Annotated in this window: 15 protein-coding genes and 1 pseudogene; 5 read left to right on the forward strand and 11 right to left on the reverse strand. The window is 28.0% G+C overall.

Annotated elements, in window-relative coordinates:
• Positions 1 to 80: 80 nt before the first annotated feature.
• Positions 81 to 2300, forward strand: a pseudogene (locus CRV02_RS01430) (methyl-accepting chemotaxis protein); the annotation flags it as partial.
• Positions 2301 to 2509: 209 nt separating this feature from the next.
• On the opposite strand, the gene CRV02_RS01435 reads toward CRV02_RS01430, so the two are convergent.
• Positions 2510 to 3040, reverse strand: a complete 531-nt coding sequence (locus tag CRV02_RS01435; RefSeq protein ID WP_129088849.1) for a DedA family protein — start codon at positions 3038 to 3040, stop codon at positions 2510 to 2512.
• Positions 3041 to 3253: 213 nt separating this feature from the next.
• Between CRV02_RS01435 and CRV02_RS01440 the strand changes: the two genes are divergently transcribed.
• Positions 3254 to 4474: an EAL domain-containing protein gene (locus CRV02_RS01440; protein ID WP_129088850.1), complete on the forward strand. Its 1221-nt coding sequence runs from the start codon at positions 3254 to 3256 to the stop codon at positions 4472 to 4474.
• A complete protein-coding gene (locus CRV02_RS01445; RefSeq protein WP_129088851.1) occupies positions 4474 to 5271 on the forward strand; it encodes a diguanylate cyclase domain-containing protein in 798 nt (265 codons plus the stop codon). Before CRV02_RS01440 ends, CRV02_RS01445 begins: the two co-directional genes overlap by 1 nt.
• On the opposite strand, the gene CRV02_RS01450 is transcribed toward CRV02_RS01445, so the two are convergent.
• The 8 genes from CRV02_RS01450 to CRV02_RS01485 all read right to left on the reverse strand — a co-directional run bounded on the left by CRV02_RS01450 (position 5268) and on the right by CRV02_RS01485 (position 12696).
• Positions 5268 to 6185, reverse strand: coding sequence for a biotin-dependent carboxyltransferase family protein (locus CRV02_RS01450; protein WP_129088852.1), 918 nt, complete (start codon positions 6183 to 6185; stop codon positions 5268 to 5270). The genes CRV02_RS01445 and CRV02_RS01450 overlap by 4 nt on opposite strands.
• Positions 6182 to 6859 (reverse strand): 5-oxoprolinase subunit PxpB, encoded by a 678-nt coding sequence (pxpB, locus tag CRV02_RS01455; RefSeq protein WP_129088853.1) that lies wholly within the window; start codon positions 6857 to 6859, stop codon positions 6182 to 6184. The genes CRV02_RS01450 and pxpB overlap by 4 nt, the downstream gene beginning before the upstream one ends.
• Positions 6860 to 7609, reverse strand: a complete 750-nt coding sequence (locus CRV02_RS01460) for a 5-oxoprolinase subunit PxpA (protein WP_129083836.1) — start codon at positions 7607 to 7609, stop codon at positions 6860 to 6862.
• Positions 7610 to 7636: 27 nt separating this feature from the next.
• Entirely contained in the window at positions 7637 to 8971 is a 1335-nt protein-coding gene (locus CRV02_RS01465; protein WP_129083837.1) for a TRAP transporter large permease, read from the reverse strand.
• Positions 8964 to 9446, reverse strand: a complete 483-nt coding sequence (locus CRV02_RS01470; protein ID WP_129088854.1) for a TRAP transporter small permease subunit — start codon at positions 9444 to 9446, stop codon at positions 8964 to 8966. Before CRV02_RS01470 ends, CRV02_RS01465 begins: the two co-directional genes overlap by 8 nt.
• 9 nt (positions 9447 to 9455) lie before the next feature.
• Positions 9456 to 10412, reverse strand: a complete 957-nt coding sequence (locus CRV02_RS01475) for a TRAP transporter substrate-binding protein (RefSeq protein ID WP_129088855.1) — start codon at positions 10410 to 10412, stop codon at positions 9456 to 9458.
• Between the two features lie 68 nt (positions 10413 to 10480).
• A complete protein-coding gene (locus CRV02_RS01480) occupies positions 10481 to 11164 on the reverse strand; it encodes a response regulator transcription factor (protein ID WP_129083840.1) in 684 nt (227 codons plus the stop codon).
• 2 nt (positions 11165 to 11166) lie between these two features.
• On the reverse strand, positions 11167 to 12696 hold the full coding sequence (locus tag CRV02_RS01485) for a cache domain-containing protein (protein WP_129083841.1): 1530 nt from the start codon (positions 12694 to 12696) through the stop codon (positions 11167 to 11169).
• Between the two features lie 159 nt (positions 12697 to 12855).
• Between CRV02_RS01485 and CRV02_RS01490 the strand changes: the two genes are divergently transcribed.
• Together CRV02_RS01490 and CRV02_RS01495 are read left to right on the forward strand one after the other, a co-directional pair.
• Positions 12856 to 13476, forward strand: coding sequence for a TIGR00730 family Rossman fold protein (locus CRV02_RS01490; RefSeq protein WP_129088856.1), 621 nt, complete (start codon positions 12856 to 12858; stop codon positions 13474 to 13476).
• 73 nt (positions 13477 to 13549) lie between these two features.
• The gene (locus CRV02_RS01495) at positions 13550 to 14461 is read left to right on the forward strand and encodes a DUF2860 family protein (protein ID WP_129088857.1); all 912 of its coding nucleotides are present in this window, start codon (positions 13550 to 13552) and stop codon (positions 14459 to 14461) included.
• A 12-nt stretch (positions 14462 to 14473) separates the two neighbouring features.
• Here the strand turns inward: CRV02_RS01495 and CRV02_RS01500 are convergent, their stop codons facing one another.
• Both CRV02_RS01500 and CRV02_RS01505 read right to left on the reverse strand, forming a co-directional pair.
• On the reverse strand, positions 14474 to 16201 hold the full coding sequence (locus CRV02_RS01500; RefSeq protein ID WP_129088858.1) for a sensor histidine kinase: 1728 nt from the start codon (positions 16199 to 16201) through the stop codon (positions 14474 to 14476).
• Positions 16188 to 16862 (reverse strand): response regulator transcription factor, encoded by a 675-nt coding sequence (locus CRV02_RS01505; RefSeq protein WP_129088859.1) that lies wholly within the window; start codon positions 16860 to 16862, stop codon positions 16188 to 16190. Before CRV02_RS01505 ends, CRV02_RS01500 begins: the two co-directional genes overlap by 14 nt.
• Positions 16863 to 16875: the final 13 nt, after the last annotated feature.

Here is a 16875-nt window from a genome sequence, read left to right on the forward strand (position 1 = left end):
ATATTAAAGTATAAATACTATAAGCTTTTTATAATTTTATAAAAATTATTTTTATATTATTTTACCTCAAAGGAGACAAAATGCTTTCAAAAATGTCTATCAAGCAAAAGCTCATTTTAATAATGTCAATACCACTTTGTATTGTAATATTATTAGCGGCAAAACTTGGGTACAACTCTTTTATGTACTACAATAATTTAAAAAGTTTAGATAATGTAATTGTCTTATCAACCAAAATTGGTGCATTAGTGCATGAAACTCAAAAAGAAAGAGGAATGACTGCTGGTTACTTAGGAAGTAAAGGAAATAAATTTCACGATAAATTACCAAATCAAAGAGATCTTACAAATAATAGACTTTCTGAAATGAAAAGCTTCTTATCTTCCTTTGATGCTTCTACATATGGAAAAGAGTTTAATAACAATCTAGAAAAGAGTTTAGATATGTTAACAAACCTTTCAAATATTAGATCAAATGTTACAGGACTAAATATCCAAACTTCTAAAGCAATTGGATACTATACAGGAGTTAATACTTCTTTATTAAATACTATTAGTAGTATTTCAAAACTTTCTACAAATGCAAAAGTTTCGCAAGATATCATTGCATACTTAAACTTCTTATTATCAAAAGAGAGAGCCGGAATTGAAAGAGCAGTAGGTACAAATACTTTTGCTAGAGATAACTTCGGTGAAGGAATGAAAGCAAAATTCTATACTCTTATTGCAGCTCAAAATGCCTATATGGATGCCTTCTTAAAAGTATCTGATGATTCATCAAAAGAGTTTTATAACAATACTGTAAAAGGTAAACCAGTTGAAGAAGTAAATAAAATGAGAGAGATTGCTTTATTCAAAGGTTTAGATTCAAACTTTGGAGTTGACTCTTCTTATTGGTTTAGTACAATTACAAATAAAATCAACCTTCTAAAAGAAGTAGAAAACTATCTTGCGAAGCACCTTATTTTGACAATTGATGAAGAGATGAGTAATGCTACTTTTGAAGTTATTCTTTTTGGTATTTTAAGTGCTATTGGTATTATTTTAACTCTGGTATTAGCAAGAACAATCGCCTTTACAATTCTTTTAGATGTTGACCAAGTTAGAAAAGGTTTAGATGACTTCTTTGCCTTCATTAACTACGAAAAAGAAGATATTCATTTAGAAGTTGTTGAATCAGATGATGAACTAGGAAAAATGTCTAAACTTATTAATGAAAATATTAATAAAACAAAAGCAAATATTCAAGCAGATAGAAACCTTATTTCAAATACTATTGAAGTTGCAAATAAGATTAACAAAGGTCATTTAGATACTAGAATTACAAGTGATTCTAATAACCCTGCATTAAGTGAACTTAAAAATATTATTAATGAAATGCTTCATACTCTAAATGAAAACTTTGAGAATATTATGAAAGTTCTTAACTCTTACTCTAAACTAGACTTTAGACCACAACTTGAAGAGAATGATTTAGAAGGTATTATTAAAGAGCTTGAAGATGATGTAAATATTTTAAGAAATGTAATTACTGAGACATTAATTGAAAACAAAAGAAGTGGTTTAATCTTAAGCCAAAATGCAAATACATTAACTAGAAACATGGATGAAATTGCCAATGCTGCAAATAGCCAAGCTGCTTCACTAGAAGAGACAGCTGCTGCACTTGAAGAGATTACTTCAAATATTAGAAGTAACTCAGAAACTACAGTAAAAATGGCAGAATATGGAGATAAAGTAAAACACTCTGTATTAACAGGTCAAGAATTAGCAAACAATACTGCGAAATCTATGGAAGATATAAATGAGCAAACAACTGCTATTAATGAAGCAATTACAGTAATTGACCAAATTGCATTCCAAACAAATATTCTATCTCTTAACGCAGCGGTTGAAGCAGCTACTGCTGGTGAAGCTGGAAAAGGTTTTGCAGTTGTTGCAGGAGAAGTTAGAAACTTAGCAAATAGATCAGCTGAAGCAGCAAAAGAGATTAAAGATTTAGTTGAAAATGCACAGTTAAAAACAAATGAAGGTAAGAAAATTGCTTCTAATATGATAAATGGTTATGAAGAGCTTAATGCTAATATTTCAAGTACTATTGATTTAATTGATGATGTTACAACTGCAAGTAAAGAACAATCAGCAGGTATGGTACAAATCAATGATGTTGTAAATAACCTAGATAAAATCACTCAAGAAAATGCACAAAATGCTTCACAAGCTGATACTATTGCACAAAAAACTTTAGAGATTTCAAATATGATTATTGACCATGCAGATGCAAAAGAGTTTGATGGAAAAGATGATATCAAAATCAGAAAAAGTACAACTGACCTTTCATACAATGGAAATGAAAAAAGAAGTATTGAAAAAACTATGAGAAAAGAGCACACTCATGTAAAACAAAGACAAGCTCCTATTAAACCTAAAAAAGAAGCTACGGTAATTAGTAGTACAAATGATGATAGTGACGAGTGGGAAAGCTTCTAAGCTTTCCTATCTCAAAAAAATTAAACCCTTTTGAAAAGGTAAGTTACAGCTATTAAAATAGCAGCAACAATTGCAATTCCTACATATTTAAACTCTTCTGTACTATTTAAAATATATTCACCAGCCGTATAACTTGCAAATCCAACGATACAAGCCCAAAGCATAGTAGCAACAGCATTAAATACAACAAACTTCATTGAAGAGTATTTTGTAAGTCCCATTGCTAAAGGAATTAAAGTCTTTATTCCATAAATATATTTTTGAAGAATTACAACAAAAGAACCATACTTTCTCATAAGAACATGAGCTAAAGCAACTTTTCTTCCATACTTCTTCATCATGTCTTTTGCATAAGATTTATTTTGTCTTGCAAGAGTAAATAAAAATTGGTCACCTAAAAAGTTTGAGATACCAGCTACTAATATTGCAATATAAATATTTAAATCACCTGCGTAAGATAATACACCTGCAATAACTAGTCCTACAAATCCCCCACCAAATGAGTATGCAAAAAGAGCAATATATCCCCATTCCCTAATAAATTCTTCCACTTAAAAGCCTTAATAAATATTTAGATAAAGGTAAGATTTTTTGCCTTTACTATTTGGACGTGATTTTAACTAAAGTATCATAAATTAAGGGTTATTATACATCGTGTATAATCAATACTATATTTATCACAATTTTAACAACTTTTCTTACTATTTTGACTTTTATTAAAGAGTTTATCTTATATACTTAATAATCAAAATCAAGAAGGCCAAATGTCCATATACAATAGTTTATGCAAATATTTTTATAAAAATAATATTAAGACAACTTTTTTAATTGATATTTTATATATGAAAGATATCAATGCTGTCTATGGATTTGATAATGGCGACTACATAATAAAGCAATTAAAAAAACTTTTAACTTCAAATATTAAAGATGAGATTCTTTTTAATCTGGAAAGAAGTCTTAATATTACAGTTGAAAATACCCATGTTGATGTTTTTAATTTAATAATTTATAATGACCTATCAAAAGTAGAAATTATTGAAATTAAAAATATTATATTTAATACAATTATCTCTCATCAGTTTTCACTTTTAAACTCTGATCTTACTATTGATATTGATATAACAATTGGTTGCTCTAAAGGAAAAGATAAAGAACTATTAATTTATGCAGAAAAAGCTTTACATAATGCAAAAATGAACTACATAAATTTTATGTATTATGATGCTAATCTTTATAAGAATCATTTTGAGAATAGAGAGCTTCTATCAATTCTTAGAAAAAATATTGAAGAGAAAACTGTTGAACCATTTTTTCAAGCAATACAAGATAATAATACAAAAGAGAATATTAAATACGAAGCATTAATGAGAATCTATGACCATGAAGGTGAAGTTCTAATGCCTGCTGTATTTATTAATAAATCGAGAAAATATAGGCTCTTTAATAAACTTATGGAAGTGATGATTCTAAAAGTAATTGAATATATTAAAAGATACAAAATTAATGTAAGTATAAATTTAGACTACAATGATATTCTAAACCCTTCTATGAAAGAGTTAATTATTGAAAATATTAAAAATAATGACATTGGTAAATACTTAACAATTGAAATCTTAGAAAGCAAAAAAATATCAAACTACTATTTAGTAAATGAGTTTATTAGAGACTTAAAAAACTATAATGTTTCTATTGCCATTGATGACTTTGGAAGTGGTTTTTCGAACTATGAACATATATTAAATATCAATACTGATTACATTAAACTTGATGGAAGTTTAGTTAAAAAACTTGATGAAGATGTTTATTATAATCTTGTAAAAAGTATTGTTCTGTTTGCTAAAGAGCAAAACATAAAAGTAGTAGCAGAGTTTGTAAGTGATTTAAAAATTCTAAGATATGTAAAATCACTTAACATTGATTATTCACAGGGGTATTATATAGCAAAACCAATGCCTATTAAAGAAATGATGGAAGATATGTAATGAAAGAAAAATTAAAAGAGATTACTGACTTAACAATTAATGAACTACTTGAAGAAGAAGTAATTCTTCCTTCTGTATACTTTGAGTGTTTTGATAAACATGCAAAATTTTCAGAAATTGAATTAAATGACGAAAGCTTTGAAAAAGAAGTTGATGAACTTCTTCTAAATGAAATTACTAGTATCAATAACTATGTAAAAAATGCAACAAAAAATATTGATAGCGCAGCAGCATTAACTTTAGATGCACAAAAAGCAATTGAAGAGAACAATTCATCAGCTTTAAAGAAACTATATTCACAAATAAAAGAGCTTCAAGAAGAACTTCAAGATATGACAGAGAATATCTATAAAGACTATTTAACCAGTGCTTATAACAAAAAGTGGCTTTATCACAAGTATTTAGCTGCTAATTCTAAAATAAAAGAAGATGCTATTATCATTCTTATTGATGTAAAAGATTTTGAATATATAAAGAAAACATACAATAAACTTATCTCAAATAACTTATTAATCTTTATCTATGAGTTTATAAATAAAGAGTTTAAAAAAGAAGATATTGATTTTGAGATTTGTAGATATTTAAGTAGTAAATTTATTATTTCAGTTAAAAACAATAATTTTAGTAGTATTTCAAACTTAATTAAAAACACTTCATCTGTTCTATTTGGAACAACACTAAAAAGTAATTCAGGGGTTATGATTAAGCCAAACTATAAGTACTCAACACTTGCAGTTAAAAAAGATGATTCTTTCCATGAAGTACTTAATTCACTTATGAAAAACCAAGAAGCTTAAAAAGAGAAAGCCTCTAAAAAGTCTAGAACTTTTTCTCTTGCTTCTTTAACTTCAATTTTTTCAAATCTTATTTTACTTCCAGGTTTCATTTGAGCTAATTTAAAACAATCTATATTTAAAACTGTTCCTATCTTTGGATATCCACCTATTGTTTGTCTCTCTTTTAAAAGAACTATTGGTTTACCATCTTTAGGGATTTGAATACTTCCAAAAGCGATAGCTTCTGAAACTAAATTTGAAATAGTACACTCAATAGGCTCTCCATCAAGTTTACAAGCCATAGAGTTAAAATCAGGGGTAATAGTATAAACACTTGAGAAGAACTTTTCTACTTGCTCTTTTTCAAAGTCATCACATTGGTAAGAAAGAAGTACTCTTAAAGTTAACTCTTTTTCATATTTAGGAATAAAAGCTTCTTTCCATCTTCTTTTTACAAAAGATGAATTTTCTTCAAAAGCTAATATATCATTATTTTTAAGTTTACTTCCATCAAGACCACCAAAGCCTTCTTTCATAGATGTAGCATTACTTCCAAACTCTTTTTCAATATTAAAGCCATTTTTTACACCTAAGTAAACTCTTTGACCTTCATGAAATTTACCTATTTTTAGCTCATCCCCTACTCTTACTTTATGAGTTTCCCAACAGTTTTTTAAAATACCATTGATATAAAAATCACATTTAGCTCCAGTAATTGCAATAGTTGTACTCTGATGTGCTTTTATTACTACACCAGCAAAAAGGATTTCAAGAAGATTTGTTTCAAGGTTATTATCTAAAAGTTTATTACAAGCATTGGCAGAATACTCATCCATAAACCCTGAATTTGTAACACCAAGATGCATGAAAGAGAATCTTCCTTTATCTTGAATAGTTGTATAAATTCCAGCTTTTACTAACTCAAAGCCTCTCATAGAGTTCCACCTTGTTTTAAAAATTCTTCTTTTGTAATGGGATTAAATTTTATTTTTGTATTAATATCTATTTGCGATAACTGTTCTAAATTTTTATCGAAAAACTCAAAAGCAGTTTTTCCAATAATATTCCAACCACCTGGGCTATCTTTTGGATAAACAGCAGTTTGAGTATCAGCAAGGGAAACACTTCCCTTTGGGATTTTCTTTCTTGGAGTTTCTAATCTTTTAGTTGCAATTTTCTCATCAACTACACCCAAATATGCAAAACCAGGTAAAAAACCAATTGTATAAACATCATAAACTTTAGAAGAGTGCAGACTTATTACCTCTTCACAAGTTATATTGTTTATTGTAGCAACCCTCTGTAAGTCTAAACCTACATCTTCACCATAATATACATCAATTTCTACAAGTTTTGAGTTTGATTCTTCATCTACTTTTATATTTTTTAGCTCTTCTTCTAAATATGATTTAATTGTTTCAAAATCATATTTTAATAATTGGTATGAAATTAGAATTGAGCTATAAGACGGGATTATGTCAATAAAAGCTTCATTTTTTAAAGATTTTAAATGGGCATATGAAGCTTTTACTTTATTAGAGATCTCTTTTGAGATACTCTTATCAAAATAAATAATTACAGAATCAACAGAGGCTACTTTTATTTCCATCTAACTCACTACTTTTTGTAAAGCCTGTATAAAGGCAAGGGCATTTTCACCATCACCATGAACACATACAGTATCAGCTTTTAGAAATAGTCTTTGACCATTTACACTCTCTAAGAATCCTCTATCTTTTAGATTTTGAATTCTCTCTAATACTAATAATTCATCGTGAATTACGGCATTTGGTTTTATTCTTGAAACTAAACTTCCATCGTCATTATAGTTTCTGTCTGCAAATACTTCATAGATTAAATCTATTCCATACATTTTTGCAGTGTAAGCATAAGCTTCATTATTCGGGTTTGATAAAATCATTAACCTTACATTTTTATCATATGAAGAGATTGCACTTAAAATTGCTTTGAAAATATTTTCATCTCTCATCATATCATTATATAAAGCCCCATGTGGTTTTACATAAGATACAGTTGTTCCATGAGACTTACAAAAAGCACTTAAAGCACCTAATTGATATAAAACTTTTGATTTAATCTCTTCAAGTGTACATTGGATTGATCTTCTACCAAAACCAACAAGGTCTTGGTATGAAGGATGTGCACCAATAGTTACATTATGTCTTTTTGCAAGTTCAACTGAACGATTCATTGTTAAAGGATCACTTGAATGGAATCCACAAGCAAGATTTGCCATACTAATGTACGGCATAATCTCTTCATCTGCTCCCATCTTCCAAATACCAAAGCTCTCACCCATGTCACAATTTAATCGAATATTCATTTCATTACCTTCCATTTAGATAACCTTATTTTACCAAAAATATTATTTAATCATTTGGTCTGGTAAGAAGAACACTATTTCTGGGAATACAGTAATTAATACAACAGTAACAATCATAAGGATAAAGAATGGGAATGTTGCTTTTAAAATTGTTTGTATCTTTTCATTACTAATTCCTTGAATCACGAATAGTGAGAATCCAACTGGTGGCGTAATTTGTGCCATTTCAACCATGAATACTAAGAAAATACCAAACCATAGTGGATCAAATCCAGCTAAAATGATAATTGGTAAAACAATTGGTAAAGTCATAACTACAATAGAAATAGCTTCTAAAATCATTCCTAAAATAATATACATAACACCAATTAATAAAATCAGCATCATTGGAGAAAGTCCAAGACCTGCAATAAACTCACTCATAGCTCTTGCAATTCCTAAGAATCCAATTACTTGAGAAAGGAAAACAGCACCAGCAATAATAAACCCAATCATAACAGATGTTTTAACAGAATTTAAAAGTGCATTTTTTAGAATCTCTATTGAGATAGATTTAAAATAGAAAGCTAAGATTAAACTTCCTAATACCCCAAGAGCGGCAGCTTCAGTTGGAGTGGCAAATCCACCATAAATAGAACCTAAAACAAGTCCAATAAGTGAGAAAATTGGTGCTAAATCTTTAAATGAATTTAGTCTATCTTTAGTTGTAAATACTTCTTTTTCTTTTGGTAAAATGCTTGGATCAACTTTGGCTCTATACATGATATAAAAGGAATATAAAGACGCAAGTAAAAGACCAGGAATAAGTCCTGCAACAAATAACTTACCAATAGATACATCAGATAGTACACCATAAATAATCATAATTAATGATGGAGGAATTAAATATCCTAATGTACCAGAACCAGCTAAAGAACCCATAGCTAACATTTTAGAGTATCCTCTATTTTTTAACTCTTCTAGTGTAATCTTACCAACAGTGGCAGTTGTGGCAGCAGACGAACCAGAAACAGCAGCAAATAAAGAACATGCAGCAACATTAACATGAAGTAATCCACCTGGAATAAATGCAAGCCAAGGTTTTAAACCATTTAACAATCTTGTTGAAATAGATGATTTATATAAAATCTCACCCATTAAAATAAACATTGGTAAAGCTGCAAGGGACCAAGAGTTTAATGCATCATAAAGTGAAGATGCTAATAAATCTCCAATCTTGTCATAAACAGAAATCACAGGAGGTAAGTTGTGATCAAACAGTAACATACCAATAATACCTGTTAACATTAACGAAACACCAATCCATAATGATGATAATAAAAATACAAACATTACGGCAATTAAAATAACTGATAATACTAAAGGATCACTAATCATTTGTAAATCCTTTGAAAATAAATAATACTACAGCTAACATGAACATTGTAATTCCAATAGGCATTGCAAGTTGTGTTAAATATAGTGGTGTTTCAGAAACATTTTCTGATAACATCTCTAATTCATATGAATCATAAGTAAATAGAATTGTTCTATAAAGAGCAAAAGCTAATACAGCTAATGTAATAACTGCTGCAAGAATATCAATCTTGTTATTAGTCTTTTTTGATAACCTTGAAGTAATTATGTTAATTCTTATATGCGAATCACTTGAAAAAGTATATGCTAATCCAAAGAATATAGATGCTAAATAAAAATATCCACTATACTCATCTGCAATCATTGTAGACATATCAAAAAATGCTCTAATAAAGATTTCAATAAGAATCAAAGAAACCAATGCTACTAAGATAAATGCTGACAGATAAGCTCCCATTTTGGTAAGCTTATCTATAAAGTTAGAAATAAAATTCATAAGTTCTAACTACTTTCTATATTCTTCAAAAATTGCTTTAATTTGAGAATTTGCACCATCTAAATAGTCTTCTAATAACTCATTAGCAATTTTGTCTAATTGAGCTTTTAATTCAGGTGTTGCTTCACTTACAGTCATTCCATTCTTAGTAAGCATCTCTAAAGCAACTCTATCTTCTTCTTTTGCAGCTTCCCATTGAGCTTTTTCAATCTCTTTTGCTGCTTTTAACATAGCATCTTGTTGTGCTTTATCTAAAGAGTTCCAGTAATCTAAGTTTATTGAAACTGCTTGTAAAGGATATGCATAGTTAATTTTTGTATAGTTTGATAATACTTCCCAGAATTTACCATCTTTTCCAGATGCTGAAGAAGTAACTACAGAGTCTACTAGACCAGTTCTAAGTGAAGAATAAACTTCTCCCCAAGGTAATGCAACAGCATTTCCACCTGCTTTATTAATAAATGCAGCTGAGTTTTTGTCATAAGTTCTTGTTTTTACACCAGTAAAGTCAGATAATTTTGTAACTGCTTTTTTTGAATAAAAACCAGAAGCTGGCCATGTTACAGAGTAAAGAATCTTTTGATTCCATTTTTTTGCAGTTTTGTCATAAGCTGGTTTTGCAAGTTGATATAACTTGAATGCATCTTCATATGAGTTAGCAATAAATGGTAAAGCAGAGATTCCGAACACTTTTCCTCCACCAGAAGTAAAAGGAATGAACATATCAGTCATTGCAACTGTTCCATCTTTTACTGCTTTTAGTGGGTTCCCTTTGATAAGTGCAGATCCTGCATGTACTGTAATGTCTACAGAACCTTTAGAGTAATCTTTAACTAGTTCTGCATACTTTACAGCACCGATTGTATGGAAGTTATTTGCACCATATTTGGCATTTAAATCCATCTTGATATTACCTGCTAATGCAACACTTGCAAGAGCAGCTAAAAGTAAACTTTTCTTAAACATTTAAGACTCCTTTTTTAGTTTATGAAATTCATCATAAAACAATCAAGTGAGTTTCAAGTGAGTTTTTATTAAAAATTAATTAATTTATAGCCCTCTTGTGGCTTATTTGTAATAATCTCTACAGGAATACGTTTCCTAAACTCTTTAATAAATGTTTTTAAAGCAGTGATACTCATAGACTTATCTCGCCATAAATACTCTTCTATTAAATCATAAGATACTACTACATTTCTATTTCTGTGAAGTAAAAGCAAGAATTCTTTATCTCTTTTTCGTAAAGTTACTACCTCATCTTTATAATATAGTTCCCTTTGTTGCATATCAAAAAACAAATCTTTATGAAACTGTATTTTCTCTTTTAATCTTTTTCCAAAGGCTTTTACAATACCAGTTAATAAAGAATCAGAGTTTATGGGTTTTAAAATATATTGATTTACATTTAGGTTTATTAGTTCTAAAAGATACTCTTCATTTGAGTAAGCTGTTACCATGATTACTAAAGTATCACTATCTTTTTTTCTAATATCTTCAACAAGTGAGATACCACTTTTACAAGGCATTTCAATATCTGTGATGATTAAATCAGGTTTGTACTCATTATATAAATAGTATCCATCTTCACCATTTTTGGCTTCATATACACCACCAAAGTAGTATTTTAAAGTGTTTACTAATCTTTTTCTAATACCGTCTTCATCTTCAACACAAAGTACAGTATAGTCTTGAAGTTGTTTTATTATACTCTCATCCATACTCAAACCTCTTCTATAGGAAGTACAATTAAAAAGTTTGCACCTTTTTTCTTGTTATCCACAGTGATTTCTCCATTCATATTTTTTTCAATAATCATTTTTGCCATATAAAGACCAAGTCCTGTTCCTTTTGAAGAACTTTTGGTAGTAAAGTATGGCTCAAAAATTAAATCAAGATAATCCTCTTCTACTCCACCTGCATTATCTTTTACTTTGATAATAACATTATTATCTTTTTTTGTAACTATAAGCTTAATTGTAGGATTTGCTATTTGTCTTTGAGTTAAAGCATCTTTTGCATTTGATAAAAGATTTAGAATAACTTGTGCAAACTCCCTTTCATAACCGTGAATTAAAGGATTATGTTTTATTTTCTTTTCCACTTGGATATTAAAGTTTTTTAGTGAAGCATCAACTAAAGTTAAAGCCTCATTACAAGCATCTTCAATATAGAAATCAACTTTTAATTTATCAGGTTTAAAGAAGTTTCTAAAGTCTTCAATTGTATTTGACATAAACTCTATTTGTTTATTTGACTCTTTTACTGTCTCTTCAATCATTGAAGAATCTACTTTATTAAACTTATTTGCTGTTTCAAGTTCCATCAATATCCCAGAAACTTCACTTAAAGGTTGTCTCCATTGGTGAGCAATCATTGAAAGCATTGCTCCCATTCTTGCAAGTCTTGATTGATGAAGCATTGCTCTATCTTTTTTCTTTACTTCCTTAATAGCCTTTTGAACTTTTAATTCTAAGTTTCTATTTAAATCTTCTAGTAATAACTCTTTTCTTTTTACATTTTCTTGGTAAGCATTAAAAACTTGTGTAATCTTTTTTGACATGATAAAAGATAAAACACCAATTATCAAAATAGCTAAAAATGAAACTGTAACTACAAGTCTAATGTGCTTATCAATTTTCTTTTCTAAAAGTTTTTTATTTGCATTTATTGAGTCTTGAATATCATCAATATAAAGCCCTGCTCCAATTACCCAATTGTATTTTTCAAAAAGCCTAAAGAAACCAAGTTTCTTTGAGAAGTTAACTTCTTGTGGTTTTTGCCAATAATACTCAATAAAAACACCTTCTGGGTTTTTGATTGTCTCATCAATAAACCTCTTTGTAATAAGCCCACCTTTTGCATCTTTTAAATCAATATCAAAAGTATCTATACTATCTGGTCTAAAAGGATGTCCTCTTAAATAGTAGTTTGTATCATGTATCCATAAATATCCATGTTTCCCATATCTAATAGTTTCTAAGTACTCTAAAATATCTTTTTTTAACTCTTCTTCACTTAGTAACTCATTGTTTTTAACTCTATGGTTTATGTAATTTATTGCGTAATCAATCTCTTTTTTTAAAATATTCTTTTGTTTTTGTAAATACTCTTTTTCAACAATTAAACTCTCTTCTTCAAAATAATTGTTCTGATTGTCAATAAAAAAATAGATTGTAAAAAAAGCAATTAATATTGCTGTAATTATAGGTGTAAAAATAATAAGTTTGGGTATATTTTTTTCGTCAAACAATAATTTCTCCTTATTAAAATGTCATTTTATCCAAAATTAGTGAGATAAAAGTGAGTATTAAATCTAAAATTATATAAAACTCTATAGTTTTCTAAAAGATTACAAGGTTTATAATGAAAATATAAATATAATCATAGCTTTGATTTAAAGGAGTTAATCATGGAAAAAAACAATGTAATATATAGTCCAAGAATAAATGATGACTTCACAAATGGTAGAGAACTTTTAAAAGGTTTAAAAAACAACGTTACTATTTTTGGAAGTGCAAGAACAAAACAAACAAATGTATATGCAATGCAAGCACAAAAGTTAGCATATATCTTAGCTAAAGAAGGTATCAATATTATCACAGGTGGTGGTGATGGAATTATGCAAGCTGCAAATAGAGGTGCATTTAAATCTTCAAATGGAGAATCAATAGGATTAAGTATTGACCTTCCTTTTGAACAATCAGTTAATCCATACACAAATAAACACTTAACATTTAACTATTTCTTTTCTAGAAAATATATGTTAGTAAAATACTCAAAAGCTTGTGTTATTTTCCCTGGTGGGTTTGGGACATTAGATGAACTATTTGAAGTAGTAACTTTAACTCAAACTGGAAAAATGAGAGATGGGTTTAGAGTTTATCTTGTAGGAAGTGAATTCTGGAGTGGATTAATGAAATTTATTGAAACTACTTTAATAGATGAAAAAATGATTGACCCAGGTGACTTAGATATTATCAAAGTAATTGATGATATCAATGAAGTAAAAGAAGAAATTGTAAAAATTTAATAAAAAAGTAAAATACCTAAATATCTACATTTTTTACTTTTATACTTTTATAATCTAAAAAAAAGGATTATAAATGAAAAAAAGATTACTTTTTTCTCTTATGGTTTGTTCACTATATGCTAGTGAGCAAACTAATTATATTGAATTAGGCTTTGGACAATTAAAAGAAAAAGACAACTTCTCTGTTGAGAGTGACAAGTCTATCTCTTCTTTAGGAAAAGCTGACTCAGAGACACTTTACTTCCCTTATGTAGGATTTAATTTTAACTACAATTTAAATGAAACTTCTTCTATTTATGTAAATAGTCAATTAGGAGATTTCAGTTTAGGTTCTAATATAAAAACGCCTCACGGTTCATTTGATTTTGGATTTACTACAAACTTTTATGATGAAGCATGGGAGAATCCTTACTTAACAAATGAAAAAAGAGAAAAAACTAAAGTTAAAAAGAATGGAACTTATTTTACTTATGGAAAAAGCTTTTTTGCTTCACATGAATTTTCAATTACTCACAAGTATAAAGAAGTAGATTATGATAAAGATACTTTAACTAAAAAACTAAAAAGAGATGCAAAAGAACATACTATCTCAGTAGATAACAATTTTAGCTCAAATATAAAAAACCTACCTATAACTTATTTAACAAATGTTGCATATAAAATTTATGATGCTGATGGGAAAGCAAGTTCTTATAAAAAAGCATCTTTTGCTATAGGTGCAAACTTACAAATAAACAAAAGATTTGACTTAACACTACTAAATAGCTTTGCAAGAAAAGATTATGAAGAACACAATAGTTTTGTTGATAAAAAAGTTAGTAGTGATATTTATGGTTTTATGAGTACATTTAAATGGAATGAACCATTTAACTATAAAAACACTTATCTTAGCTTTCAAAATGGCTATATAAAAGAAGAAGCAAATGCAAACTTCTTTGATAAAGAAAAGAAATTTGCGCTTGTAAGTATTGGATACAAATTTTAAATATATAAAGGGTCAAAGTTTTATTATAAACTTTGCACCTTCTTTTATATTTTCAACCAATAACTGACCTTTCATACTGTTTTCAATTATAGTTTTTGAAATATATAAACCAATACCTAAGCCTTTTTCTTTTGTAGTTAAATATGGTTCAAAGACTTTATTTATATCTTTAAACTTTATTCCTTCTGCATTGTCAATAATCTCTATAAAAACATTTTTTCTATCTTTTCTTAGAACTATATCTATTTTAGGCTCTTTTATCTGTTTTTTAATAAACTCATCCTTTGAGTTATTGAGAATATTAAACAATACTTGTACTAACTCACCTTTATAAGAGTTTATAAAAACATCTTCCTTTGAATCTATTTTAACTTCTATATTATTTAGTTTTAAACTAGCAGTTAAAAGATTTAATGTTTCGTCCACTACCTCTTTTAAAGAGAAAGACTCTTTTTCTTTTGATACTTTAAAAAAGTTAGAAAAGTCTTCAATAGTATTTGACATAAAAGTTAACTGAGCCTTTGCTTCTTCTGATTTTCTTTTGAAATACTCATCTGTAAGTTTTTGTTTTTCATGGGCTGTTTTTAAATTCATTAAAACATATGAAATATGAGTTAAAGGTTGTCTCCATTGGTGAGCAATATTAGCAAGCATTTCACCCATTGAAGCTAACTTACTTTGACTAATAGCTATTTGTTGATTTTTCTCTTTTTCAATTCTTGCTTGTCTCATTTTATATGCTAAAGCTAAAGAAAAAATCAAAGCCTCTAAAGCAATACCAATATGTAATAAATAGACTTCATTGTATTCAGAAAAACTATTCTCTGAAATAAAAATAAAAACAAAAAGAGTTACCCATCCTGCAATATAAAAAAGTGCTGGTTTATAACCTTTTATTAAAACTACAAAAGCAGAAATTAATAAAGCTAAAATGATTACATATGAAGGTACATAATCATAAAGAAAAGACCTTTCAATAATAAACATTAAAGCTAAATCAAGGAAATTCAGAACTAATAAAAACTTTAGAATATTGTGTATTAAAGGAGAGTTTCTTTTTGTATCTAAAAACTCCATATTAAATAAAATAGAAACAACATATATTGTAGTTATCAAAAAAATCAATACTGCTTCAACTGACTCAAAATAATCAAATGCACTTGTTGGTCTTGCAACTACAAGTAACAACATCAAAGTTGAAAGCTGTAAAAGAGAATAGTATAAAAAAGATTTCTCTTTATTATATAAAAAGAAAACAAAGTTATATAAAAAGGCACATAACATTATTCCATAAACTAAACCAAAAAAGAGTTTTTCATCACTTAGTACATATTTATACTCAAACTCATTGTGGATATTTATATTAAAATTAGGAATATTTCCTTTAAAATCAAAGTGAAGGATCAAATCCTTTTTTATATCTTTATGAAGTCTTATTATCTTTTTATTGTCTTTAATAGTAAAAGGTACATTTGTTTCTAAAAAGAACTCATCTTTAACCTTTAATGCTAAATAATAGTCTGTTTCTAACTGTTCTTCATCTATATCAATTTTGATAAATAAAGAGTTTTTAAACTCTTTTGCAAAACTATAGTTTGTAAAGCTTTTTAGGTTTTTATAGTTTTTTCCATCTGAAGAAACAAATAGATTATTCATTATTGAATCTTTATTTACTTCAGCAAAAAGATTAAGACCCAAAGCTACTAAAAGTAAAATTACTTTGATACTACTCTTGAACATTTACTTGGTAACCTATTCCGGAGATATTTTTTATTGCTCTTTTTGAAATCTTTTTTCTAAGATCTCTTACAACTGAACGTATTGCATCTTCACTCATATTTCCATTCCAAACATAAGTATTTAGTTCATCATAACTTGTAGTTCTTTTTTGATTTTTTATTAGAAGTTCAAGAAAAAGCAACTCTTTCTTAGTCAAGATAATTTGTTCTTTTCCTTTAAAAAGAGTCTTATTCAAATAATCAAATGCAAAATCATCTTCTAGGGTAAAAATACTCTTTTTATCACTTATTTCACTTACACAAGTTTTTAAAACTGGTAAAAGTTTATCTTCTGTTACAGGTTTTATAAGGTATTTTACTAATCCTAACTCAACTGCTTCAAGTAAATATGATGTATCCAAAAATGCTGTAGCAATAACTATTTTAGTTGATTTATCTGTTGCTCTTATTTTTCTAACCATTTCTAAGCCAGAAACTAATGGCATTTTTATATCTGAAATTATAATATCTGGTTTTACTTCTTTATAGATATTAAAACCTTCTAAACCATCTTTTGCCTCATATACATTATCACAATGAAACTCTAAATATTCAACAGCATTGGCTCTAATTGGTTCTTCATCATCAATATATACAATCTTTAAATTTTTTAACTCTTCCATATTCTCTCTTTCT

This window comes from Arcobacter sp. CECT 8989 (genome assembly GCF_004116715.1).
Taxonomy (GTDB): Bacteria; Campylobacterota; Campylobacteria; order Campylobacterales; family Arcobacteraceae; genus Halarcobacter.